Below are 22323 nucleotides of genomic sequence, written 5' to 3' on the forward strand. Positions count from 1 at the left end.
TGTTCCTTACGCATTTATTATCTTTTTCTGATCTTTGAACTGGATATCGTAAATTCTCCGGTAAGGACCATTTTGAGTAATCAGCTCCGCATGGCAGCCTCTTTCCACGATATGTCCGTCAGCTAGGACTAGTATTTCATCAGCATGTTTAATTGATGAAATACGATGGGCAATTATAAACGTAGTTTTATTTTCCATGATTGCATTTAATTCCTTTTGAATTGTGAATTCTGTCTGCATATCTACAGCACTTGTGGCATCATCAAGAATAAGAATACTTGGGTTAATACAAATAGCTCTAGCAATAGCAATCCTTTGCTTTTGGCCTCCAGACAGCCCTAAGCCTCGTTCACCAAGCATTGTGTCATACCCATCAGGCAGCTCCATAATAAAATCATGTGCTTGAGCAAGCTTTGCGGCATGGACAATTTCTTCCATCGTACTTTCAGGCTTGCCATAAGCTATATTGCTTTTTATGGAGGATGAAAATAAAAACGATTCCTGTGACACCAATCCGATATTGCCGCGAAGTGATTCGATTTCATATTCCTCTACATTATGTCCGTCAATAAGCACAGCACCGTCTGATGCTTCATAAAATCTTGTCAGCAGCTGTGTAATACTAGTTTTTCCAGATCCAGTACCGCCGATCAAACCAATGGTCTTGCCTGGATGTGCGCTAAAACTAATTTCATTAAGTGCAAAGCCCTCTTTTGTTGCATATTTAAGGCTTACATCACAAAACTCTACTTTCCCTTCAAGCTTCTCTGCATGTTTAGCACCTAACTTATCTGCAATTAAATAATCTTTATCTAAAATTTCCAACAGTCTTTCTCCAGAAGCCTTAGCTTGCGAGAACTGATTGACGACAAAGCCTAGGTTCATGATTGGCCACATAATATAGCCAAGCAAGCTATAAAAGGCAACGAGTTCGCCAGGCTGCAGACTGTCATTAATCACCAAATACCCACCATAGGCAATCAAAAGCAAAACGCTTACATTTCCTAAAAACTCCATTAACGGAAAGTACTTAGACCATATATTTGATGTAAATAAATATTGATCTTTATAGTCTCCGTTTGCTTTATTAAACTTTCCAACTTCGAAATCCTCTCTTGATAGAGATTTCACTGTATTAATACCGCTAATATTTTCTTGCACCTTTGTATTAAGAACTCCAAAGGACTTTCTTATTCCTCTGAATGCTGGATGGACAGCTTTGTCAAACTTATATGTAACGACAGCTAAAAAAGGAATCGTCACAAGTGTGACCAATGTTAATGAAACAGAGTAATTCAACATAACAGCAAAGCTGACAGCAATCAACAGCACAAACCGGATCAGCTCAGAAAACCCTACAGATAAAAAAAACCGAAACCCTTCGACATCTGCAGTAAGCCTTGACATCAGATCGCCTGTTTTTGCATTATCATAATAAGAAAACGGCAGATACTGCAGCTTTTTGTATAGTCCATTTCGTAATAAATAGACAGAGCTTATGCCAAACATATCACCTGTATATTGGTAAATGTAAGTCGCAATCCCTTTTACAATCATGACAGCAATAAAGCCGATAGCCAAATACGGTATCCAACCATATTCACCTTTTAAAACAACTTCATCAATTGTGAGCTGCAGTATAATCGGATAAACAACCGTAATACCTGTTACGACAATTAAAAAAAGAATCGAAATAATAAAATACTTCTTAAATGGTAAATAGTAAGACTTTAACTTTTGAAATGTTTCCAAGACCTTGCTCCCCCTCTACCTACATCATTGCACCCCAGAGATAAGCTAAAAGCAAAAAAAGTTGCACTATTAATATAACGGTTTTCGAAATATTAATCTACAGGTTTTGGAAGATAATTTTAGAAATTTTTCGAAATAATAGTTATTTTTTATTTACTGCATAATTTAGTACCTAAGTTTATAGGGGAGCTGATTTTAGTTAAGCATAAAAAAACAACCTCCTATTTGAGATTGTCTCTAGCCACATTATCAAGCTTTGCTATTATTCTTTTTCAGCAGGATTTGCTTGATCATCAAGCACTCTATTAACCCGCTTTTCAAGCATCTTTATTCCGCTTCCGCCAGCTTGATAATGTCTCAGCTGACCTGTCTTATCAAAAACATAATATGCTGGCACATATTCGTTTTCGAATGCTTCTGTCAATTTATGCTCTCCGTCAACAAAAATTGGCTGGGTAATTCCAAGCTCTTCAGCAGTTGCTTTTATCTTATCATCGTTCAAATCTGCTTCTGATCTAGGCATATGTACCGCCATAAAATTCAGCTTTTCGCTGTATTCATCTCTAAAAATATTAATTTGCGGCATAGATTCTTTACATAAGTAGCAACTAATAGACCAGAAATGAATTAAGGTCGGTTTTTCACCAAGCAGGTCGGTTTTTGCTACTTCTCCGTTCAGCCACGCTGTGGCTCCTGTCAATTCAGGCATTTGCTCACGCAATTTCATTTTTTACCCCCTTATTTCCATCACACTAAAAATTCACTAGTTAGGTTCCCCTTGTCTGCAAATTATAATGTAGCTTGGCCTGGCTTCCAGTTAACAGGACAAAGTCCACCAGTTTGAAGTGCTTGAAGAACACGCAATGTTTCATCAACGTCGCGACCAATATTGTTATGATTAATAACGGAATACATTAATTCACCTTCAGGGCTGATAATGAACAGACCACGAAGCGCGATTCCTTCCTCTTCAATCAGAACACCATATTCTCTTGATACTACATGATTTGTATCTGCTGCAAGAGGATAATTCAATTCACCTAGACCGTTTTCTTTACGATTCGTTTTAATCCATGCTAAATGTGTGTGAATGGTATCTGTAGAAACACCAATAACCTCCGCATCAAGATCTTCAAATTCATCATAGCGGTCTGACAATGAGATAATTTCTGTTGGACAAACAGATGTGAAGTCCATTGGATAAAAGAATAATACGGACCATTTATCGTTTTTCATATTTTCTTCCAGGCTAACTATACCAAATTCTTTATTTGGTAAAACTGCTTCCATCTCAAATTTAGGTGCTTGCTTGCCTACCATCCGTTCTGGCATTACCAATTACCTCCCGAAAAATGATTTAATTGAGAATACATCAAGTTAAATCCTGCATTTGTGTTATATTCCCTATTATAGTTATTATATATTTTGTCGTCAACGCTACATAATAATAACTTCAATTAGCTAATGATTATTAATAATAATTTTATCACTATTGGGAAAAATACCTATATTGCCAACTGAGTATCTCTTTATACGTTTATCTGTGCTATATTAGGGAATAAGTTAAAAAGCTTTTAACTCGGATTACATAAATAAAGGACGTGCAGTAAATGAACAGTGTTTCTGATATTCAAAATTATTTTGAAAACTTCAATTATGCAGGCTTGCTTGTAAGTGTAGGATTAATCCTGCTAAAGCTCCTGCTGATTTTTTGTATCTATTTTATTATAAAAAAAATTAGTGTCGTATTTATTTCAAAGCTTTTTGAGACATATACGAAAAAGCATGCCATTTCATCTGGACGTGCCTATACTTTAGAAAGTTTAACCAAAAATATTCTTTCTTATCTTCTTATTTTTATTTTGGCTGTCACGGTCCTCCAAACTTTTGGTATTGATGCTACCGCTATCCTTGCTGGTGCTGGAATAGTTGGTCTTGCTGTCGGTTTTGGAGCACAAGGTCTTGTAAGTGATATTGTAACAGGATTTTTTCTGCTACTAGAAAAACAGCTGGATGTTGGGGACTCCATTACAACTAGCACCTTTTCAGGAACAGTTGAGCAGGTAGGACTACGAACGACACAGCTCCGCTCTGCAGATGGAACCCTTCATTTTATTCCAAACAGAGAAATTAAAACATTGAGCAACCATTCCCGCGGAGATATGCAAGCACTTGTGGATGTCATCATTTCTAATGACAATAACATCCCGCAGGTTTTGCAAACATTTCAGGAAGAGTGCGACAAAATCCGTGAGGAAAGCAATGTTATCACAGACGGTCCAAATGTGATCGGCATTCAGTCCTTTGCAAGCACAAGCCTGACCATCCGTATCGTTACAAAAACACTTAACAATGAGCAATGGGGTATCGAAAGGCTGATCCGTCAAAGAATGCAGGAAACTATTGACGATAAAGAAATCAAGCTGCCGTCACCAGCAACTCTTGCATTGGAGAAAGGCAATAAATAGACAAATAAAACCATCCTCAGTCTGTTAATGAGAGACAGGCATGAGGATGGTTTTTCTTATGAATTATTTCTTATTTCCTTTAAAATGTAAATAAGAAGTAATCATATTAATAGCTGTCTCTAATGCTCCTTCATCTGGATTCAGCTTGCTGTGATGCAGGCCATAAGGAGAATTGACACCAAGCCAAAACATAAATCCTGGAATTTCCTTTAGCATATAGCCAAAGTCTTCTCCTGTCATCGCTTCCTTACATTCAATTAGTTCTATATTTGTTTCGCTTCGAATAAAGTCCATAAATTCTGCAGTAATCGCTTCTTCATTATAAACCTGATAATAACCACTACCGAAATCAATTGTACACTCACATTCATATCCAGCCTCTATTCCTTTGACAAGAGCTTTTACCCTATCCTTAACCTTTGTCATAGATTCAGCTGAAAGTGTACGCATTGTTCCTTCCAATCTTGCTGTTTCTGCTATTACATTTTGAACAGTACCACCAGTTATTTTTCCAATCGTTACAACGGCACTGTCTAGAGGGTCGATATTTCTTGAAACAATGGTTTGGAGCTGGGCTACTAAATTACATGCAGCCACGACCATATCATTCGTTTGGTGCGGATAAGCAGCATGTCCACCTTTACCTTTCAGGTCGATGAATAGTTCGGACGTATTGGCAAAAAGCAGGCCAGGCTTCACTGCGATTGTCCCAACAGGATATTCAGGTGCGACATGGAGGGCTATCATAATATCTGGCTTCCATTCCTGCATGATATCACTTTTTAACATTGGCTCCGCACCGCCTGGTCCTTCTTCTGCCGGTTGGAACACAAAAAGCATATCATCATCAATCTGGTTTTTTACGATATTAGTTAATACACCGAGAGCAATTGTCATATGAAAATCATGACCGCAAGCATGCATTTCCTGTTCATGATTAGAGGAGAACGGCAATCCTGTCTCTTCTTTAATTGGAAGCCCGTCAATATCTGCTCGATAGCCGATAAGTCTGACAGGTTTCCTTCCAAGCACCTTAACAAAAATCCCTGTTTTCCATTGTTTTATTTCAATACGGTCACTAGGTAATGAACGAATATAGTTTAACAGATAGGCCTGTGTTTTATATTCTTGAAACCCTAGTTCAGGAATTTGGTGCAAGTCTCGTCTAATTTGTACATAATCGGTTTTTGCCACCTTTTTTTCCTCCAGCTTATAGGTATTAGTTCGACTTAAAGAACCCTATTAAAAAGAAAAGCGCGGAAGTGAGTTCCCACGCTTTTGTCTGTATTATAATTTACGAAGCTCTTGCATAATTTCTGTTTTAGATTTTGTCTTTTCATCAATTTCTTTGATGATGCGTGCTGGAGCACCTGCAACCAATGTGTTTGCCGGAACATCTTCAAGCACGATTGCACCTGCCGCAACAACAGCACCTTTACCAACAGTAACACCTTCAACAACAACTGCATTTGCACCGATAAGAACATCGTCTTCCACGATAACTGGTTTAGCAGAAGGTGGCTCGATAACACCTGCAAGGACTGCTCCTGCACCTACATGGCTGTTTTTACCAACAGTAGCTCGTCCACCAAGAATAGCACCCATATCGATCATTGTGCCTTCGCCGATGCTTGCACCGATATTAATAACAGCACCCATCATGATAACGGCATTGTCACCAATTTCCACTTGATCACGAATAATTGCACCTGGCTCAATACGAGCTTTGATGTTCTTCATATCTAATAGAGGAATAGCTGAGTTTCTGCGATCATTTTCAACTACATAATCAGTGAATTTTTCTTTATTAGCTTCAATCACTTCACTAATGTCAGACCATTCGCCAAATACAACACCAGCATCTCCGCTAACAAAAGATTGAATTTTTTCACCGAAGTTAACTTCAGATAAGCTACCTTTAACATATACCTTTACAGGTGTTGATTTTGTACTATTTGCAATAAATGAAATAATTTCATTTGCATCCATCATTTTCATCTTGTTTACCTCCAATATGTATATATAACACTAAGCATTACTTTACCAAACAAAAGCATAGAAGACAAGCAAAAAACAAACAATCCCCCTTGAATCTATGCTAACAATTCAAGGCTCTAAAAACCCTATTTCTTTTGACAACTATTCTCTCTGTCTCACATATTCGTCGATAATATCAAGAAATGCCTGCACTTGCTTCAGCTGAAATGCAGCCTCATAACCAATAAGCCATGTACTTCGGTAAATCGGAGTATTCCGGTCATCTTGAAGAGGGACTTGAAAGAGGTTTTCATTTGCCCCCTGAAGTGCAATGCCAGGCAAAATACTATAGCCAATTCCATTAAAGGTTAACTGCTTGCATGTTTCGATTTGATCAACATAAATGGTATTTTTAGGAGGAGCCGGAAATTGTCTGTGCCACCATTCTTGAATTTCCTCATAATAGCTGGAATCGCTTTTAAATTGTATAAATGGTCTGTCTGTATCCATCAGCTGATTAAGGCTTGAAATCTTACTGTCCACTAAATAGAGAGGATCATCAAACAAGTGCTTTTTAGCACCTTTCCAATCAGATCCTCCTCTGATTATTCCAAGGTGTATGCTGCCATCAGCCATTGATTTCAATATTTCACTGCTCCAGCCAGTTATTAAGGATACTTTCGCCCTTGGGTAGCTTTTAATAAATTCCTTTAGCACCCCTGGCAGCCAATTCTGACCGACAATACTGGCTGCAGCAATACTTAATGTCCCATGAACCTCGCCTCTTAATGCGTGAATCGCTTCCTTCACCTTTTCTTCGTTGCTGATCGTGTCAACTGCAAATTGTGCCACAAGCTCACCGGCTGCTGTCAATGAAAGCCCTCGTTGTGACCTGATAAACAGTTTGGTTCCCCATTCCTTCTCAATGTTCTGCAAACGCTGGGAGAGGGCTGGCTGAGATACAAACAGTTTTTCTGCCGCTTTTCTCATATTCATTTCTTGGGCTAAAACCTTTAACAATTGCAGCTCAGATATTGTTGACATATAGTACCTCTCTTTGTTCATGCAGATATTCGCTTGCGGAAAACGATTTGTAAGTCGATGGATAATGCAGATATGCCTTTAGGGGAATAACACTAGGGAAGCCTGAAGAATCGAAGCTTGCACAAAGTCTATATTTCCAAAAATGTATTTAGCCTTTTTAGGACAGACCTTCGAGTCAAAATACCATCAAATAATCCTTCATCATCCTCAAGGCAGATAAAAGGATTATCAGTTAACATTTCCATCATGTCTTTCAATGCAGTATTTGTATTTGCCCTAGGGACAATCGTATTCATAATAGTTTCTACTTTAATGCTATCTAATTTTTCAAATTCAATGCGCTCTAGCCCGAGGATACTTTCCATAATAATGGGCGTGCTGAGCAAGCCATGGAGCTTATAGGAAGGATCTAGTACAGGTATGGAAGAATAGCCGCTTTTCGTCAGCACTAAAAGAGCATGCTCTAAATTATTACCAACTTGCACATGGGCAACACGTTCAGAAGGAATCATTAATTCTTTCACTGTAATGTCTAAAAATTCTCCGTTGTGTATGCTGGTCATAGCCGAAAACTCCTCAATAGTTTATTTTCTACTCCACTATCTTACCATAATTTTCGGCCATTTGCTCATTTAACCCTTGCTAGTTTCAATGTTACGCTGATTGTAGCCACAATTTGGACAAGTGTAGATAACATTCTGATTAGACTGTGCTGTCAGGACATTTTCTAATGATTCCTGCTGTTGGCATTCTGGACAAGTCACTGTAATTTGCATGCGATTTCAGCTCCCTTCAAACGTACTCAGTATTAGACTGTTGCATAACTGCGCAATTATGCACGTTAATGACACAAAAAAGGAGCCGTAAACAACACGGCTCCTTTAAAGTGATTATTGAATAAGGTCAAAAATTTCAATTGTAATCATATCAATATTGTCGAATTGATATCTTTTTGGCTTTTCTTTATCGTTGTATACTTCCAACTCGTATGTTTCTGTTTTTGGATGGAATGTAACTTGGCATTTTCTTTCGCCGTTCACCTCAAAAAAACGTTGGGAAGGTTCTCCCCCTGTTGATTGTTCTTGTAAATTTTTCAAACGTGTTAATATGCCTTGAAGCTGTGACATGCTCTCTCTCCTTTCAAACAAACCCATATACTTTATAGGTTTAACTATTAGCATGTTTCTATACACTTTCCCTTTAAATTAAAGCAAGCTTTCTTGCTTTGTGTAAATGCCAATAATAACAGAATAAAATATTGCGGGGTGTTTGTCCAAGTAAAATTGAAGAATGAGCAAATCTTTTTTTTTATGACCATATAATATGCTATGATAAAACAATATATCAACACATAGATGGAGGCAGTTTTTTTGAAAAAAATCACAATGTATACACAGCCGGATTGTCCGCCATGTGAATATGCGAAAACATTTCTAAAGGAAAAAGGATTTGAACTGGACTTAAAGGATATCCAAAAAGATGCTCGTGCAAGAAAAGAACTTGTGCAAAAATATCAATGTTATTCTACTCCTACTTTCATCATTGGAGAAACAGTAATCGCTGGCTTTGACCATGATAAACTTCAGGAGGTTCTTGGCTTTTAAGAGCAAATACCGCTGCTAAGAATGTTAAAATTAATATTTTACAAAAGGAGTGCTGAGAGAAATCTGAATATCAGCAAAAATCTCTTTCCCCCAATTTATATTCAGCAATGACAGCATACCGTTTTGATGCTTGCTGTCATTTTCTTTTTCCTCTTTTAGATAATCAACTATTTCCTCATTTGTAAGCTGGCTTGATACCTTCCATTTGTCATTTGTTTTCTCTAAAAGAAGTCCTTCATAATGATCCTCATAGTATAAAGGGCCGTCCTCTGGTGCTTCAAAATATTCGTATACATAAATCTTATCTTGTTGAATATCTATTTCTGTTTTTTCCGAAAAATGAAAAAACGGAATATAGTATGGAGCAAAATCACTGCCGTATGTAAGGAACTTGCCATTTTCCGTCACGAGGTTAGCTTCAAGAAAACTGTCCTTATACTCATTAGAAAAATACGGTGTTAAAATAGCGTTTACTTCTTCCATTTCTCTATACCTTTCACTTAATGATACTTGGGCTTTAAATGCATCTTCCAAAAATTGCAGGACTTCTCCTCTTGTTGACAATTCTTCTTTTTCCTTAGCTAGTGATGGATGTGCAAATGCAAGGGCTAGTACTAAAACAAAAATACTGGTCATCGTCTTTTTCATTTGCCGTCTCCCCTTTCTCTATGTTAATGATAACAATAATTGCTTGGCTGTATTCCTATTTTCGTTCGTAAAATTCCGAACTAGTTTGACAAAATTCTCTCTTATAAGACGTATACCCCAAAACAGGGCAATATAACGTTAAACATAAAAAAAGACCCTAATATAGGGTCTTAATTAATCAATACTTCCATTTTATCGAGGAAGTTATAGGAAAGATCGATAAAAAGAAATTCATTAGCATCAAGAGGATAGGAAAATGTCCTAACTGTTCCGCCTGTTTCAATGTCGCTGTATAAATCGGACAGGATGCCTTTTTTTTCATTTTGCATCCTGATGATATTTTCTAGGAAATACGGGCGCCAGCTCCAGTTTTTATTTACATATTCATCCTGCAGAACCCAAATGTTGTTGTCATAAAAGATATTTGCTGATTTTTGAAAGCCGTCTTCATCACATACATACATTCGAAAGGCAACATCTGTCAGCTCATTTGACAAGCACTTCAAAAGTTCTTCATAGCTGCTGTATTTACGGTACTTCTGCAATAATTCGTTTAGCTTAATTTGAAATTTTGCTGTTAACTGAAGAATAGATGTCAGCTTTTTCTTTTCATATGAGATAAATTCATGAAATTCGGCACCTAATTGGCTTTTGCGGATTGCTGGGTCAATAAAATATTCTTCCGGATGATGCAAGTAAAACCCTTGATAAAATCTACCGCCATTTTTCCAAGCAAATTGAAGCTGGTGTACCATTTCAATATTTTCAAACAAAAGGTTTGCGCCTATTTTTCTGGCAAGCATGGACAGAGAATAAAGAACATTTTGATACATATGAGAAGTAGATGTGGAACGAAGCGCTAACAGGTCGATTTTCATAATGTCTGGAGCTAATTCTCCAATTCGATCAATATAGCTGCTTTCACTTCCCATTTTATCAATAGCAATCTTGATGCCAAATGTACGATAATAAACAAGCAAATGATCAAGATGTTGAGATTGACCAGTATAGTTCCGTTCTGATATTTCGAGTACAATCCGTTTTAAATCCATGCCCCGCTCTTCGTACGACATAAGCATTTGCAGAAATTCCTCACCATCATCATACATAAGGAGATCAGCATCGCGATTGATGAATAGCAGGAAATCTCCCTTAACCTCTGTCGCTTTATCCAATGCCTTTGTCAATACTGCCTTGTCTACTTCATTTTTATATTCTTCTGGTATTGACTCATCTAAAAAAAACGGACCTAAGCTTTCTATCCCATTTATCCCGTTATATCTTCCTAATACTTCATATCCAATTACTTTATGTTCATCAGCACTAAAAATAGCTTGGAAATAAGGGATGACATTTTCTAGATCTGTCAAAATATCTAATGCGTCCATATTTTGATCAGCCTCCCCATAAATAATGACTAATTATACCATACAATGTGGTGCTTTTTCCCTTGAATAGGCATGTAACAGCATATTTATTTTGAATATTTAGCCTATAATCATGATAATTCACCTTTATTGGAAATTATCTGTCCTCATAAACAACCTGAAAACTCATATCCTAATGTTTATAGGAGTCGGCAGTCGAAAGTAGGTTGCCTATGAGTCATTTCAAATTGATTTTTCTGATGGTGCTTCTGATAACTTCCTTGAAGCCAGAAACTAGGTTCGATATAGCTTCCGTCGCATCCGCTGAAGGTGCTCAAGCAACGCCTGTTGCCTCTCCTCAAACGGGCAGGTCTATCAGGCTTAATGTACCATTAATTAAGCAGAATCCAGACTTAAAGTATGGATGTGAGGTCACCAGTTTGGCTATGGTGCTGCAATATGCAGGTGTAAAGGTCACAAAAATGGATTTATACAAAAAAGTAGCCAAGGATTCTGACCCTCTTATCAAAAAACATGGAGATATTATTAGCTGGGGTGACCCGGCAGTCGGGTTTGTTGGAGATATGACAGGTCGAAGAAGCGGCTATGCTGTTTTTGATCAACCAATTGAAGATTTAGTGAATCATTATTTGCCTGAAAGGGCCGTTAATTTAACGAATCTTTCTTTCTCTGCTGTTGAAAAGCATGTATCTGATGGTTTTCCTGTTGTAGTTTGGACAACTGGTGACTATAGGCTGCCAGACAGATGGGAATCTTGGGAGCATAAAGGAAGAACCATTAAAACACCACTTGACCTTCACGCTGTTGTACTAGTTGGTTACGACAAAAATTATGTTTATCTTAATGATCCACTGTCAGGAAGAAAAAATGTGAAGGTAAATAAAGCGCGTTTTATTAAATCATGGGCAGCTTTAAAAAATCGGGCTGTCAGTTATAGATAAATGTTGCCATCCTTGGAAATCATCCGAGGATGGCAATTTCAGTTGGGGAAGGGATGAATTCCTCATACCCTTTTCTTTAATTTATTCAATTATCCGCTTTTTCATTCCTATTTCCAAAGTTTGCGCGAGACAATAATAACTTCTCCACTTCACTAGCTGGAAGTGGTCTGGAATAGTAAAAACCTTGTGCCTTATGGCAATTTGCTGCTAGCAGAATATCTGCCTGCTCCTGACATTCTACACCTTCAGCAATAACGTCCATCCCCAGGTTTTTTCCTAAGTGAATGATGGTTGTAATAATCGCTGCATCCTTAACATTTTCCAATACATCTCTGACAAATGATTGATCAATTTTTAAAATATCGATTGGAAATTGCTTAATATAGCTTAACGAAGAATACCCCGTCCCGAAATCATCAACAGATATGATAACACCAAGCTCCTTCAATTTCCTTAATACAGGAATTGCCTCCTTTGAATTATGCATGGCGCCTTCTGTTATTTCGATTTCAAGCAAATTTGCCGGTATATCATTTTTTATAATCGCTGACTTAATGATATCTACAAAGTTAGGTTGTTCGAATTGTTTGGGAGAAATATTGACTGCAATGCGGATGCCATTGCCAAAAGTCTTCAGCCAGCTGCTGATTTGCTTGCATGCTGTTTCAATGACCCAGTTTCCAATTGGAATGATAAGGCCTGTATCCTCTGCAAGGGGGATAAATTCTCCAGGAGAAACGAAACCTAATGTAGGGCATTCCCATCTAAGCAGTGCTTCTACACTCTTAATTGTCTTGTCCTTCAAGTCAATTTGAGGCTGATAAAATAAGGTCAGCTCCTCGTTTTGTACAGCTTTCCGTAAATTTGTCTCCATTGTTACAATGTTTGTTAAGGTAATATTCATATCAGACCGATAAAATTGATAATGAGCTTTGCCTCTTTCCTTCACTCTGAATAATGCTTCATCTGCATTTTTAATGAGCGTGCCTTCATCCTTCCCATCATTCGGGTACATACTTATGCCAATGCTTGGGGTAATATAGTATTCCTGTGAATCCAAGTAAAAGGAGCTCGCAAATCTTGACAGGATTGCTTGAGCAAAAGAGGTTGCCTTCTGCCTCGTGATGTTTGCAAGAATAATAATGAACTCATCTCCGCCTTGCCTATACACATGACAATCCACATTATTAAATTCTAACAGCCGGTCTGCAACCTTTATCAATATTTGATCGCCAACTATATGACCAAATGTGTCATTAATATATTTGAACCTGTCAAGGTCAATTGTCAGCAGTGCAATTTCTGTTCCATTTTCTTTCGCTTTCTTTATTTCCATATTTAAATCTTCCAACAGTGCTCTTCTGTTATACAGTCCTGTGAGCTGATCATGGAAAGCCATGTATCTGATTTTTTCTGCTGTTTCTTTTTTCTCTGACATATCTCTTAAGATGATATACATTCCTTGTGCACTATTATTTACAAGGATAGGAATAATTTTAATATGAAGATTAAGGACATGACCATTCTTCATTTTTAACAAACTGTCAATCGACTGGGACAAATGTGTCAACCGGCATTTTCTAATTTGATCCTTAAAGTATGTGAGGCTGTCTTCATCAATTAATTCAAAAATGGACCTGTTTAGAATCTTTTCTAACGAGTATCCTGTCAGCTTTTCCCCAGCTGGGTTAACCGTATAAATGGAACCATGTAAATCGATTCCTAGAACGGCATCAAGATTGTGGTCGACAATGGAGCGAATTTGCTGTTCTCTCTCAATGAGTCTCTGTTTTTCTTCCTGTAGCTTTGTTACATCTCTTGTCACAGACACAATAAATTTCACATACCCGTCTGTATCCAAAATAGGTGTCAAAACAGACTCCCCATAACGATTGATTCCTTCTGGCAGGATGACTTCATCAGAAAAAACACGCATTGCTTTGGTGTCATAAACAATACCATATTCTTCCTGAAGGACCTCGGCTAAACTTGGTAAAAGAACCTCCTGCAAGGTTTTCCCAATATAGTTTGGGGCGAGTTTCGCATGCGCATATGCAGCCTCATTTGCAAAAACATAAGTAAAAAGCGGGCCAGGTTCTGCCTTCATAATGTAAACCATATCATTGATATGCTTAAAAATGATTTCAAATATGATTCTCTCAATTCGATTGTTTATATTTTTATGATTTTCATCATTTAGGATCTCATATAATCCATTCATTTGTATCATCCTTATTCTACTTCTCTCACTGCTACTAACTGGTTAGTTACCCTCTAATGTATAAAATAAAAGCTTAACGGTTAATATAAATGAATACTAAAAACTATTTATATACTTCTTATTCAAACAAGATGCTTATCTCGTTTTTCTTAGTATAAATATCGGCGCATAAAGTCTAATGTTTATATTCTCCTCATAAAAAATAAACTGTCAATTATTCACTATTGATTTCAGAAAGGATTTCTTTTCTTTTGGAAAAATAGTATAATAGCTTGTATTCATACTCTACCAGAAAGGAGTTCAAAGATTATGCACAAGCATCCGTCAAAAATGCCGCAATTGAACCCAACGATTGACAACCTCTCACAATCCATTTCAGTAGTTAATCGCCATGCTAAAACAGCAACAGATCCAAAGTTTCTTTACAAGCTAAAACAAGCTAGTCTGCAAAAACTGCTGTTTGAAGGTAAAGCAAAAAAAATCGGACTTCATTTTTCAGGCAATCCAAGAAACAGTCAGCAGCAATCTGATATATTGGTACAATGTGGAGAATATACCTTCCACCTACCTCCAACAAAAAAAGATTTTGAAGAACTGCCCCATCTTGGCTCCTTAAACCAAAATGTCAGGAATCCAAAATCAACCATTTCCCTTAATCAGGCAAAAAAACTGCTCATCGCTTATACTGGATTAAAAGAAGACAAGCCGGATCAAAACAAGCCTCAAAACAAACGTTATGTTAAGCCTGTTTTTAAAAAGCTCGGTGAAAGCTACTAAATAATTATGCAGGAGTACTCGGCCTGTTTTTTTCTATGATAAATAAAAAAAGTCTGCATGGAACCGGATTATCCGTTTCGTGCAGACTTTTTTGTTTTTAAATGATATGCTCATCAACAAGCAGTATCAATTCAGCAATTTCTGGTTTGCTGACTTGAGCGTTTGCCCCAACTCGTTTTCCTTTATGTCTTAAATCTTCCGTAATTAAGGAGGAGAAAATGATAACCGGCAATTGTCCCAGGTTCGCATCCTCTTTGATTTTTCTTGTTAAATGATGGCCATCCATTTGCGGCATTTCTATATCTGTAATAACAAGCTGGACAATATCTTCTACGCTTTTGCCTGACTCATTTATTCCTTCTAAATAATCGTATGCTTCTCGCCCATTTTCAAAGAATTGCACCTTATCATACCCTGCCTCTGACAGCGTATCCTCCAGCAGTTTTCTTAATAATGGTGAATCCTCAACAACGATAAGCTGCTTATTGCTTCTTTCACGAGCACCTAATCTTTTCACTTGCTGCACATTAATTCCTGATTCTGGGTTAATGTCTACGACAATACGTTCAAAATCAAGCAACAAAATCATTTCCCCGTTCAGCTTAATAACACCAATGATTTGGCTTTCAGCCCCTTGGTACATTTCAGATGGCTTTTCAATGTCTTCCCATGAGATACGATGTATCTGGGAGACATTATGTACATGAAAGATAATTTTTGTTTTATTAAACTCAGATACAATAAACTTATCTTTCTCTGGCTCCTCTGAAGGTGGTAAGCCAAGAGCATTTGCCAAGTTGACTACAGGCAGAACCTCTCCTCTCAGCTCCATGATGCCCTCTACATTAGGATGGGCATGGGGAATAGTTGTAATCGGCACTGGGTTAATAATTTCTTTTACCTTGATAACATTAATCCCAAATTTATTTTTACCTACCCCAAATTCGACGATTTCTAATTCATTTGTACCCGTTTCTAACAAAATGCCTTTATCTTTGTTCATCATTCTCGTCCTTCCTACTTGAGCATAATCTACCTATACGTTATATCGTTGCTATTAAGTGCAAACTTAATCAATTATTTTATAATTGGCAAAAGTTTTTATCTGTGTTTGCCTTGAATCCTTCTTTATATCGGCTGTTTTCTGATACTGTGAAGACTGTGCTTGAAATAATTTCAATCCTTTTCCCAAAAGCATCATCACTCTTTCCAAAACAACAAAGAAAAACCCAAACTATTTCTGTATGATAGTTTAGGTCATTCTAAAGGAAAATATTTATTTAGTACTCTTTTGCACTTTCCCATGAATGATTAAGCCGATGACAGTTAAGATAATCAGTGAGCCTAATGCCATTCTGCTTGCAGTATTGCCTAAATCAGCAAAAATAAAGGTAATGCTTCCATATAAGAGTGGTCCTACAATTGATGAAACCTTACCTGAGAAGGCAAATAATCCAAAGAATTGGCCACGTTTTTCTTCTGGCGTAATTTCAACAATATAAGCCCTTGATGTAACCCACATACTTCCAAGCGCAATACCAAACATGCTTCCTGCAATCCAAAACTGCAATTCGTTCCATGCAACTGCTGCGATAATCAATGCCACCACAAGAAGAATCCCAACAATTCGGATTGATTTGTAAGCACCTATTTTCTTGGCAATATAACCGAAAATAAACGACCCGATAATGCTTGATAAGGTAGAGACCAAATATAAAATGATAAACTTTCCTGCCGAAATACCAACTACCGTATTTGCATAAACCGCCATTACAGCGATGGTCGTTGCAACTGCATCATTTAAAAAGAAATAAGCAATCATGAATGTGAAGATTTCACGGTATTTCCGAGCCTGTTTAAACGTTTCAAAGATTTCCTTATACCCAGATAGAAAAGATTGCTTTTCGGCAGTCTGTTTTGGAGTGTCTTTAATTATAAAGAAAAGCGGTAAAGACAATAAGAGAAACAGCAGGCCTGTTGGAATAAAGGAGCGATAATAATCACCATCTCCGACAAACAGGTAGACGGCAAGGCCAATTAATGTTCCCATATAGCCAACAGCTACACCGAATCCCGAAATAAGTGGCATTTGCTCTTTTGTGCCTAAATCAGAAATCATCGTATCATAAAACACAAGACTAGAATGATAGGCAAACTTGGCAAAAACAAATAATAATATGACGAAAAATAATGACATTGGAATGCCCATTATAGAACCCTCGAAGGTTATCCCCCCAACAACTCCCATAAGAATGGTACCAAGAACAGTAAGAATGGTGAATATAATAATATATTTCTTTTTTCTGCCAGTCCTATCCATCAAAACGCCAAATAAAGGCGAAAATAAAACTAACAAAAAGCTGGCTAATGCATTAGAATACGTGATTACAGTACTAGCTATTTGTTCTTGAACTTTATTTGTACCAATGATTTCTTGTAAATATAATGGGAAAAATATCGTATTAATATTGGAAGAAAATATTGTATTTGCCGCATCATACAGGGCCCAAGCGAGTATCGGCAAGGAAAAATATAGTGCTGTACCACGCAATTTCTGTGATTGTGTCTTTGATTGTTCCATAAAGCTCTTTCGACCTCCTTCGTTTCAAAAAAATTTTTGTTTTAACATTTACTTGCAGACGGAGATCCTTTGTTTTCAACCGAAAGTTTCATACTCTATACATTTTTGGGAATTCTCCCCTCCTTTTCCATCATATCTGCTGCAATGTGAGTAAACAACCCTTTTTATGTAAAAAAACTGTAATAGCCCCCCATAATTTCCTCCTATTCAGGAGCAATAAATGTATCATCTTTGTGAACATTGCTCTAAAATCAAATCGGATTTCCTATTAGTGAATAAAATATTCTATAAAGAATTTATAGCGAAATTAGAAGGGGGTTATAATCATGAACGGAACAGCCATTTTATTTAATGAGGATTCATCTATCATTATCATAGAGAACATTACGGACGCTGAACAGAACGAACAAGTATATTCTTGTGGAGAAAAGGTTCTCCTAAAAGACGACATAGATTGGGAATATGGCTACTAAATCATTCTAATGCGCTTTTTTTAAAGTGCTTTTTTTTCTGACAAGGCTATTGTTTTCAAGATAACCTGGATTTGTTATGATACTTATAATCAGCAGAAAATAAACAATAAGGTGGAAAACATGGAATATTTGATAAATAAAAAAGTAAAGGATATTGAAATATCCGGAATTCGTAAATTCTCCAATATGGTTGCAGGCAAAGAGGGCATGCTTGCACTGACGATTGGTCAGCCTGATTTCCCTACACCTGCTCACATTAAAGAAGCTGCAAAAAAAGCCATTGACGAGGATTTCACCACATACACACACAACGCAGGAGATTTGGCGCTAAGACAAGCTGCTTGTGACTTTGTCGCAAAAAAATACAGTTTAAACTATCATCCAGCAACAGAGGTTATCGTAACTACGGGTGCTAGTGAGGCAATTGATATTGCCTTCCGTACAATATTAGAGGAAGGTGTTGAAGTTATTCTGCCAGGTCCTGTGTATCCTGGTTATGAGCCGATTATCCGCTTATGTGGTGCAACGCCCATTTACGTTGATATTAAAGAGAATGACTTTCGTTTTACAGCAGAGCTCATTGAACCTTACATAACGGATAAAACAAGATGTATCGTTCTTCCATACCCAAGCAATCCGACAGGGGTCAGCTTAAATAAAAAAGAGCTAGTGGCAATAGCTGATTTACTGCAGGACAAAGATATCTTTGTACTGGCAGATGAAATATACAGTGAGCTGCTTTTTGACGCAACTCATATTTCTATCGGCAGTTTCCTCAGAGAGAAAACGATTGTCATTAACGGGTTATCGAAATCCCATAGCATGACAGGCTGGCGTATTGGCTTTTTATTTGCTCCTGAAAATATTTGTCAGCAAATACTAAAGGTTCATCAGTACAATGTAACATGTGCCTCGTCTATATCTCAACAAGCAGCCTTGCAGGCATTAACTGTTGGCATTGATGACAGTCTGCCAATGAAGAAGGAGTACAAAAAAAGACGGGATTATCTTTATTCCCGTTTGACGGATATCGGTTTAGAGGTCGTTAATCCAGACGGTGCCTTTTATTTCTTCATTAAGATTCCTGTGTCTGGCATTACATCATTTGACTTCTGTTTAGATTTAGTCGAAAAAGCCAATTTGGCAGTTGTTCCAGGTAGTGCCTTTTCTCCTTTAGGAGAAGGTTATTTCCGTATTTCTTTCGCATATTCTTTTGATACATTAAAAGAAGCTTGTGACAGGCTTGGTACTTATCTAGATACCCTTAAATAATAATAAGGATCTCTTCATAATTGAAGAGATCCTTATTATTATTGCTGCCAATACTTATACAATGCTTGTGTACCGAGCTCATCTTGTCCTAGAGCAGCAAGTCTGCTATATAAATTTTCTGCAAGAGCCAAGCCTGGAGTTTCCATCTCCATCTGCTTTGCTTCCTCCATGGCAATCCTTATGTCTTTAATGAAATGCTTAATATAAAATCCTGGATCAAAATCCCCTTTAATAATTCTCGGCGCTAGATTTGACAGCGAAAAACTGCCAGCAGCTCCTGTTGTGATGCTTTTGAGAACATTATCTGGATTCAGTCCAGCCTTTTCTGCATAAACTATTGCTTCACAAACACCAATCATATTAGAAGCTATTGCAATCTGGTTGCACATTTTCGTATGCTGACCAGCGCCGGCACTACCTTGATAGACAATGTTTGTTCCTAAAATTTCGAAAATTGGCAGTACAGCTGCGAAATCTTCTTCAGCACCACCAACCATTATCGAAAGCTTCGCCTCTCTCGCACCAATATCTCCGCCTGAAACTGGAGCATCCAAGGCATGTATGCTTTTGCTCTTTGCTTCTTCATAAATTCTTTTTGCTAAGCTTGGAGTGGAAGTAGTCATATCAATTACATATGTATTTGCTTGCGCATTGTTAATAATGCCATCCTTGCCTAAATACACCTCTTCTACGTCCTTCGGATAGCCAACAATTGTAATAATTACATTTGCTTTTTCAGCCACTTCTCTCGGACTCTCCGCCCAAGCAGCACCATCATTCAGCAATTCCTCAGCCTTTTCCTTCGTGCGGTTGTAAACGACAACAGGATAACCGTTTGTCATTAGGTTTCTGGCCATGCTTTTCCCCATAACTCCGACACCAATAAAACCAATTACAGTATTCTCATTAGTCAACATCCGATTTCTTCCCTCCAACTTCATAAAAACTATTGCTAACATTAATAATCATAACATATGGATTAATAGGTATTCATTAATAGATGATGAGGATCAGAAACAAAAAAAAGGACTGACTAGTGAACTAGTCAGCCAAATAAGGGGAAAATGAGAATAGCTTAGCAAACTTAAAAACTTTAAGTGCCTGTGCTTAGTTTAGTTTTACCCCCTTTAAGAGCATTCTAAACATTCATTTTCATTTTTTTATAAATTATTTTTTCTGTCTGATTAAGAAAGTTTAGCTGCTGCTTTAACAGCTTCCATAACTTCTTCAGTTGTGGACATTTGCAATGCTTTTTCAGCAAGCTCTTCCATTTCTTTTTTAGACAGGCTAAGAATTTGTGATCTTGCTTTAAGGATAGATGTAGCACTCATGGAGAATTCATCTAATCCTAAACCAAGCAATAATGGAATTGCCGTTTCGTCTCCAGCCATCTCTCCACACATTCCAGCCCATTTGCCTTCTTTATGCGCAGCATCAATAACCATCTTAACAAGACGAAGAATGGATGGATTGTAAGGCTGATACAGGTATGAAACTCTTTCGTTCATGCGGTCAGCAGCCATTGTGTATTGAATCAAGTCATTTGTTCCGATGCTGAAGAAATCAACTTCTTTAGCAAATTGGTCAGCCAATACAGCAGTTGATGGAATCTCAACCATGATTCCAAGTTCAATCTTATCAGCAACTGTTACGCCTTCAGCAATCAGGTTTGCTCTTTCTTCTTCAAGCAATGCTTTAGCAGCACGGAATTCGTTTAATGTTGCAATCATTGGGAACATGATTTTCAAGTTTCCATATGAGCTTGCACGAAGCAATGCTCTTAATTGCGTACGGAAGATTCCAGTTTCCTCTAAACATAGACGAATTGCACGGAATCCAAGGAATGGGTTCATTTCTTTTGGAAGCTCAAGGTATGGAAGCTCTTTGTCCCCACCGATATCCAATGTACGAACAACAACTGGTTTACCTTTCATGCCTTCAAGAACAGCTTTGTAAGATTCGAACTGCTCATCTTCTGTTGGAAGCTGATCTCTTCCCATGTAAAGGAATTCAGTTCTGTAAAGACCAACTGCTTCTCCACCGTTTGAAGTAACACCTTCTAAATCGTTTGGAGTTCCGATGTTTGCAGCAAGTTCTACATGCACACCATCAGCGCTGACAGTTTTCTCATTAACAAGCTTAGCCCACTCAGCTTTTTGCTCTTCATATTCTGCAGCGATTTTTTTGTAGCTTTCCACTACTTCTGGTGTTGGATTGATGTGAATTTCACCTTTCAATCCGTCAACAATTACTAAATCGCCGTTTGAGATTTCTTCCGTTACTTTTTTCGTTCCAACAACTGCAGGAATTTCCAAAGAACGAGCCATGATAGCAGAGTGAGAAGTTCTTCCGCCGATATCTGTAGTAAAGCCTTTAACAAATTGACGGTTTAATTGAGCTGTATCAGATGGAGTTAAGTCCTCCGCAACAACTACAACCTCTTCTGAAATCATGCTTGGATTAGCTAAATGTACGCCAAGTAAGTGTGAAAGAACCCTTTTAGTTACGTCACGGATATCAGCAGCACGCTCTTGCATGTACTCATTATCCATTGATTCAAACATGTTAATAAACATATCTGTTGTTTCTTTTAGGGCAACTTCAGCATTTACTGATTCTGTATTGATTTTGTCTTCGATTGGAGCGATTAATTCAGGATCGCTCAATACTAAAAGATGAGCTTCGAAAATAGCTGCTTTATCAGCACCTAATTCTGTTTTCGCTTTTTCACGAATAGCATCTAACTCTTGCTTAGAAGTAGAAAGAGCTTCTTGAAAACGGTTAATTTCAGCAGCAGCATCTTCTACTGTTTTCTTTTCAAATGATAAATTTGGTTCTACTAAACGATATGCTTTTGCAATGGCAATTCCACTAGAGGCCGCAATTCCTTGTAAAAAACTCATTATTCAGCAAGTCCTTCCTTTTTCAATGTTTCTTCTAAACCATTAATTGCTTCTGTCTCGTCACTGCCCTCAGCAATGATTTTGATATCAGCGCCTTGGCCAATTCCAAGGGACATAACACCCATGATAGACTTAAGGTTAACCTTTTTTTCTTTGTACTCAAGGTTAATTTCTGAATCAAATTTGCTTGCAGCTTGTACTAAAAGCGTTGCAGGTCGTGCATGAATCCCTGTATCTGCGATAACTTTAAATTGTTTTTCTACCATTAATATCA

General features: G+C 37.5%; 22 protein-coding genes. 6 read left to right on the plus strand and 16 right to left on the minus strand.

The window, feature by feature from the left end; all coding sequences use genetic code 11:
* Positions 1–6: 6 nt before the first annotated feature.
* From NQZ71_RS15610 to NQZ71_RS15620, 3 genes are all read right to left on the minus strand, one after another.
* The gene (locus tag NQZ71_RS15610) at positions 7–1752 is read right to left on the minus strand and encodes an ABC transporter ATP-binding protein (RefSeq protein ID WP_260054214.1); all 1746 of its coding nucleotides are present in this window, start codon (positions 1750–1752) and stop codon (positions 7–9) included.
* 262 nt (positions 1753–2014) lie between these two features.
* Positions 2015–2479 carry a TlpA family protein disulfide reductase gene (locus NQZ71_RS15615; protein WP_144452315.1) on the minus strand — a complete coding sequence of 155 codons (465 nt, stop codon included), beginning with the start codon at positions 2477–2479 and terminating at the stop codon, positions 2015–2017.
* Positions 2480–2541: 62 nt separating this feature from the next.
* On the minus strand, positions 2542–3084 hold the full coding sequence (locus NQZ71_RS15620; RefSeq protein ID WP_317010947.1) for a peroxiredoxin: 543 nt from the start codon (positions 3082–3084) through the stop codon (positions 2542–2544).
* Between the two features lie 278 nt (positions 3085–3362).
* On the opposite strand from NQZ71_RS15620, the gene NQZ71_RS15625 reads away from it, so the two are divergent.
* Positions 3363–4220 (plus strand): mechanosensitive ion channel family protein, encoded by an 858-nt coding sequence (locus tag NQZ71_RS15625; RefSeq protein WP_144452313.1) that lies wholly within the window; start codon positions 3363–3365, stop codon positions 4218–4220.
* 63 nt (positions 4221–4283) lie between these two features.
* Here the strand turns inward: NQZ71_RS15625 and NQZ71_RS15630 are convergent, their stop codons facing one another.
* The 5 genes from NQZ71_RS15630 to NQZ71_RS15650 all read right to left on the minus strand — a co-directional run bounded on the left by NQZ71_RS15630 (position 4284) and on the right by NQZ71_RS15650 (position 8368).
* Positions 4284–5414 (minus strand): N-acetyldiaminopimelate deacetylase, encoded by a 1131-nt coding sequence (locus NQZ71_RS15630; RefSeq protein WP_275004812.1) that lies wholly within the window; start codon positions 5412–5414, stop codon positions 4284–4286.
* Between the two features lie 93 nt (positions 5415–5507).
* Positions 5508–6218: a 2,3,4,5-tetrahydropyridine-2,6-dicarboxylate N-acetyltransferase gene (dapD, locus tag NQZ71_RS15635; RefSeq protein ID WP_127734973.1), complete on the minus strand. Its 711-nt coding sequence runs from the start codon at positions 6216–6218 to the stop codon at positions 5508–5510.
* A gap of 141 nt (positions 6219–6359) precedes the next feature.
* A complete protein-coding gene (locus NQZ71_RS15640) occupies positions 6360–7241 on the minus strand; it encodes a transcriptional regulator CcpC (RefSeq protein WP_317010948.1) in 882 nt (293 codons plus the stop codon).
* Between the two features lie 128 nt (positions 7242–7369).
* Positions 7370–7804, minus strand: coding sequence for a cyclic-di-AMP-binding protein CbpB (gene cbpB / locus NQZ71_RS15645; protein WP_144452309.1), 435 nt, complete (start codon positions 7802–7804; stop codon positions 7370–7372).
* Positions 7805–8131: 327 nt separating this feature from the next.
* Positions 8132–8368: a YkuJ family protein gene (locus NQZ71_RS15650; protein WP_127734982.1), complete on the minus strand. Its 237-nt coding sequence runs from the start codon at positions 8366–8368 to the stop codon at positions 8132–8134.
* Positions 8369–8611: 243 nt separating this feature from the next.
* On the opposite strand from NQZ71_RS15650, the gene NQZ71_RS15655 reads away from it, so the two are divergent.
* Positions 8612–8845 carry a glutaredoxin family protein gene (locus tag NQZ71_RS15655; protein ID WP_144452308.1) on the plus strand — a complete coding sequence of 78 codons (234 nt, stop codon included), beginning with the start codon at positions 8612–8614 and terminating at the stop codon, positions 8843–8845.
* 30 nt (positions 8846–8875) lie between these two features.
* On the opposite strand, the gene NQZ71_RS15660 is transcribed toward NQZ71_RS15655, so the two are convergent.
* Both NQZ71_RS15660 and NQZ71_RS15665 read right to left on the minus strand, forming a co-directional pair.
* Positions 8876–9493: a DUF3993 domain-containing protein gene (locus NQZ71_RS15660; RefSeq protein WP_317010949.1), complete on the minus strand. Its 618-nt coding sequence runs from the start codon at positions 9491–9493 to the stop codon at positions 8876–8878.
* A gap of 170 nt (positions 9494–9663) precedes the next feature.
* Positions 9664–10881 (minus strand): EAL domain-containing protein, encoded by a 1218-nt coding sequence (locus NQZ71_RS15665; RefSeq protein WP_144452306.1) that lies wholly within the window; start codon positions 10879–10881, stop codon positions 9664–9666.
* A gap of 212 nt (positions 10882–11093) precedes the next feature.
* Between NQZ71_RS15665 and NQZ71_RS15670 the strand changes: the two genes are divergently transcribed.
* Positions 11094–11822: a C39 family peptidase gene (locus tag NQZ71_RS15670; protein ID WP_144452305.1), complete on the plus strand. Its 729-nt coding sequence runs from the start codon at positions 11094–11096 to the stop codon at positions 11820–11822.
* Between the two features lie 85 nt (positions 11823–11907).
* Here the strand turns inward: NQZ71_RS15670 and NQZ71_RS15675 are convergent, their stop codons facing one another.
* The gene (locus NQZ71_RS15675; RefSeq protein ID WP_317010950.1) at positions 11908–14043 is read right to left on the minus strand and encodes a putative bifunctional diguanylate cyclase/phosphodiesterase; all 2136 of its coding nucleotides are present in this window, start codon (positions 14041–14043) and stop codon (positions 11908–11910) included.
* Positions 14044–14352: 309 nt separating this feature from the next.
* Here NQZ71_RS15675 and NQZ71_RS15680 point away from each other — a divergent pair, with 309 nt between their 5' ends.
* The gene (locus NQZ71_RS15680; protein WP_144452304.1) at positions 14353–14820 is read left to right on the plus strand and encodes a YkyB family protein; all 468 of its coding nucleotides are present in this window, start codon (positions 14353–14355) and stop codon (positions 14818–14820) included.
* A gap of 97 nt (positions 14821–14917) precedes the next feature.
* Here NQZ71_RS15680 and NQZ71_RS15685 read toward each other — a convergent pair whose 3' ends face one another.
* Together NQZ71_RS15685 and NQZ71_RS15690 are read right to left on the minus strand one after the other, a co-directional pair.
* Positions 14918–15823 (minus strand): chemotaxis protein, encoded by a 906-nt coding sequence (locus tag NQZ71_RS15685; RefSeq protein WP_144452539.1) that lies wholly within the window; start codon positions 15821–15823, stop codon positions 14918–14920.
* 273 nt (positions 15824–16096) lie between these two features.
* Positions 16097–17401 carry an MFS transporter gene (locus NQZ71_RS15690; RefSeq protein WP_317010951.1) on the minus strand — a complete coding sequence of 435 codons (1305 nt, stop codon included), beginning with the start codon at positions 17399–17401 and terminating at the stop codon, positions 16097–16099.
* A gap of 326 nt (positions 17402–17727) precedes the next feature.
* On the opposite strand from NQZ71_RS15690, the gene NQZ71_RS15695 reads away from it, so the two are divergent.
* A complete protein-coding gene (locus NQZ71_RS15695) occupies positions 17728–17874 on the plus strand; it encodes a hypothetical protein (protein WP_186303891.1) in 147 nt (48 codons plus the stop codon).
* Positions 17875–17994: 120 nt separating this feature from the next.
* Complete coding sequence (locus tag NQZ71_RS15700) at positions 17995–19146, plus strand: aminotransferase A (protein WP_317010952.1); 1152 nt, start codon at positions 17995–17997, stop codon at positions 19144–19146.
* A gap of 38 nt (positions 19147–19184) precedes the next feature.
* Here the strand turns inward: NQZ71_RS15700 and NQZ71_RS15705 are convergent, their stop codons facing one another.
* From NQZ71_RS15705 to NQZ71_RS15715, 3 genes are all read right to left on the minus strand, one after another.
* On the minus strand, positions 19185–20063 hold the full coding sequence (locus NQZ71_RS15705; RefSeq protein ID WP_144452301.1) for an NAD(P)-dependent oxidoreductase: 879 nt from the start codon (positions 20061–20063) through the stop codon (positions 19185–19187).
* Positions 20064–20330: 267 nt separating this feature from the next.
* Positions 20331–22049 (minus strand): phosphoenolpyruvate--protein phosphotransferase, encoded by a 1719-nt coding sequence (gene ptsP, locus NQZ71_RS15710; protein WP_144452300.1) that lies wholly within the window; start codon positions 22047–22049, stop codon positions 20331–20333.
* Positions 22049–22315: a phosphocarrier protein HPr gene (locus NQZ71_RS15715; protein ID WP_144452299.1), complete on the minus strand. Its 267-nt coding sequence runs from the start codon at positions 22313–22315 to the stop codon at positions 22049–22051. Before NQZ71_RS15715 ends, ptsP begins: the two co-directional genes overlap by 1 nt.
* Positions 22316–22323 lie beyond the last annotated feature (8 nt).

Source organism: Niallia taxi (genome assembly GCF_032818155.1).
Taxonomy (GTDB): domain Bacteria; phylum Bacillota; class Bacilli; order Bacillales; family Cytobacillaceae; genus Niallia; species Niallia taxi_A.

Coding starts and splice junctions, on each gene's coding strand:
- NQZ71_RS15615 (WP_144452315.1), bottom strand. CDS start 2,479: ATGAAATTGCGTGAGCAAATGCCTGAATTGACAGGAGCCACAGCGTGG.
- NQZ71_RS15620 (WP_317010947.1), bottom strand. CDS start 3,084: ATGCCAGAACGGATGGTAGGCAAGCAAGCACCTAAATTTGAGATGGAA.
- NQZ71_RS15625 (WP_144452313.1), top strand. CDS start 3,363: ATGAACAGTGTTTCTGATATTCAAAATTATTTTGAAAACTTCAATTAT.
- dapD (WP_127734973.1), bottom strand. CDS start 6,218: ATGAAAATGATGGATGCAAATGAAATTATTTCATTTATTGCAAATAGT.
- NQZ71_RS15640 (WP_317010948.1), bottom strand. CDS start 7,241: ATGTCAACAATATCTGAGCTGCAATTGTTAAAGGTTTTAGCCCAAGAA.
- cbpB (WP_144452309.1), bottom strand. CDS start 7,804: ATGACCAGCATACACAACGGAGAATTTTTAGACATTACAGTGAAAGAA.
- NQZ71_RS15650 (WP_127734982.1), bottom strand. CDS start 8,368: ATGTCACAGCTTCAAGGCATATTAACACGTTTGAAAAATTTACAAGAA.
- NQZ71_RS15660 (WP_317010949.1), bottom strand. CDS start 9,493: ATGAAAAAGACGATGACCAGTATTTTTGTTTTAGTACTAGCCCTTGCA.
- NQZ71_RS15665 (WP_144452306.1), bottom strand. CDS start 10,881: ATGGACGCATTAGATATTTTGACAGATCTAGAAAATGTCATCCCTTAT.
- NQZ71_RS15670 (WP_144452305.1), top strand. CDS start 11,094: ATGAGTCATTTCAAATTGATTTTTCTGATGGTGCTTCTGATAACTTCC.
- NQZ71_RS15675 (WP_317010950.1), bottom strand. CDS start 14,043: ATGAATGGATTATATGAGATCCTAAATGATGAAAATCATAAAAATATA.
- NQZ71_RS15680 (WP_144452304.1), top strand. CDS start 14,353: ATGCACAAGCATCCGTCAAAAATGCCGCAATTGAACCCAACGATTGAC.
- NQZ71_RS15685 (WP_144452539.1), bottom strand. CDS start 15,823: ATGAACAAAGATAAAGGCATTTTGTTAGAAACGGGTACAAATGAATTA.
- NQZ71_RS15690 (WP_317010951.1), bottom strand. CDS start 17,401: ATGGAACAATCAAAGACACAATCACAGAAATTGCGTGGTACAGCACTA.
- NQZ71_RS15695 (WP_186303891.1), top strand. CDS start 17,728: ATGAACGGAACAGCCATTTTATTTAATGAGGATTCATCTATCATTATC.
- NQZ71_RS15700 (WP_317010952.1), top strand. CDS start 17,995: ATGGAATATTTGATAAATAAAAAAGTAAAGGATATTGAAATATCCGGA.
- NQZ71_RS15705 (WP_144452301.1), bottom strand. CDS start 20,063: ATGTTGACTAATGAGAATACTGTAATTGGTTTTATTGGTGTCGGAGTT.
- ptsP (WP_144452300.1), bottom strand. CDS start 22,049: ATGAGTTTTTTACAAGGAATTGCGGCCTCTAGTGGAATTGCCATTGCA.
- NQZ71_RS15715 (WP_144452299.1), bottom strand. CDS start 22,315: ATGGTAGAAAAACAATTTAAAGTTATCGCAGATACAGGGATTCATGCA.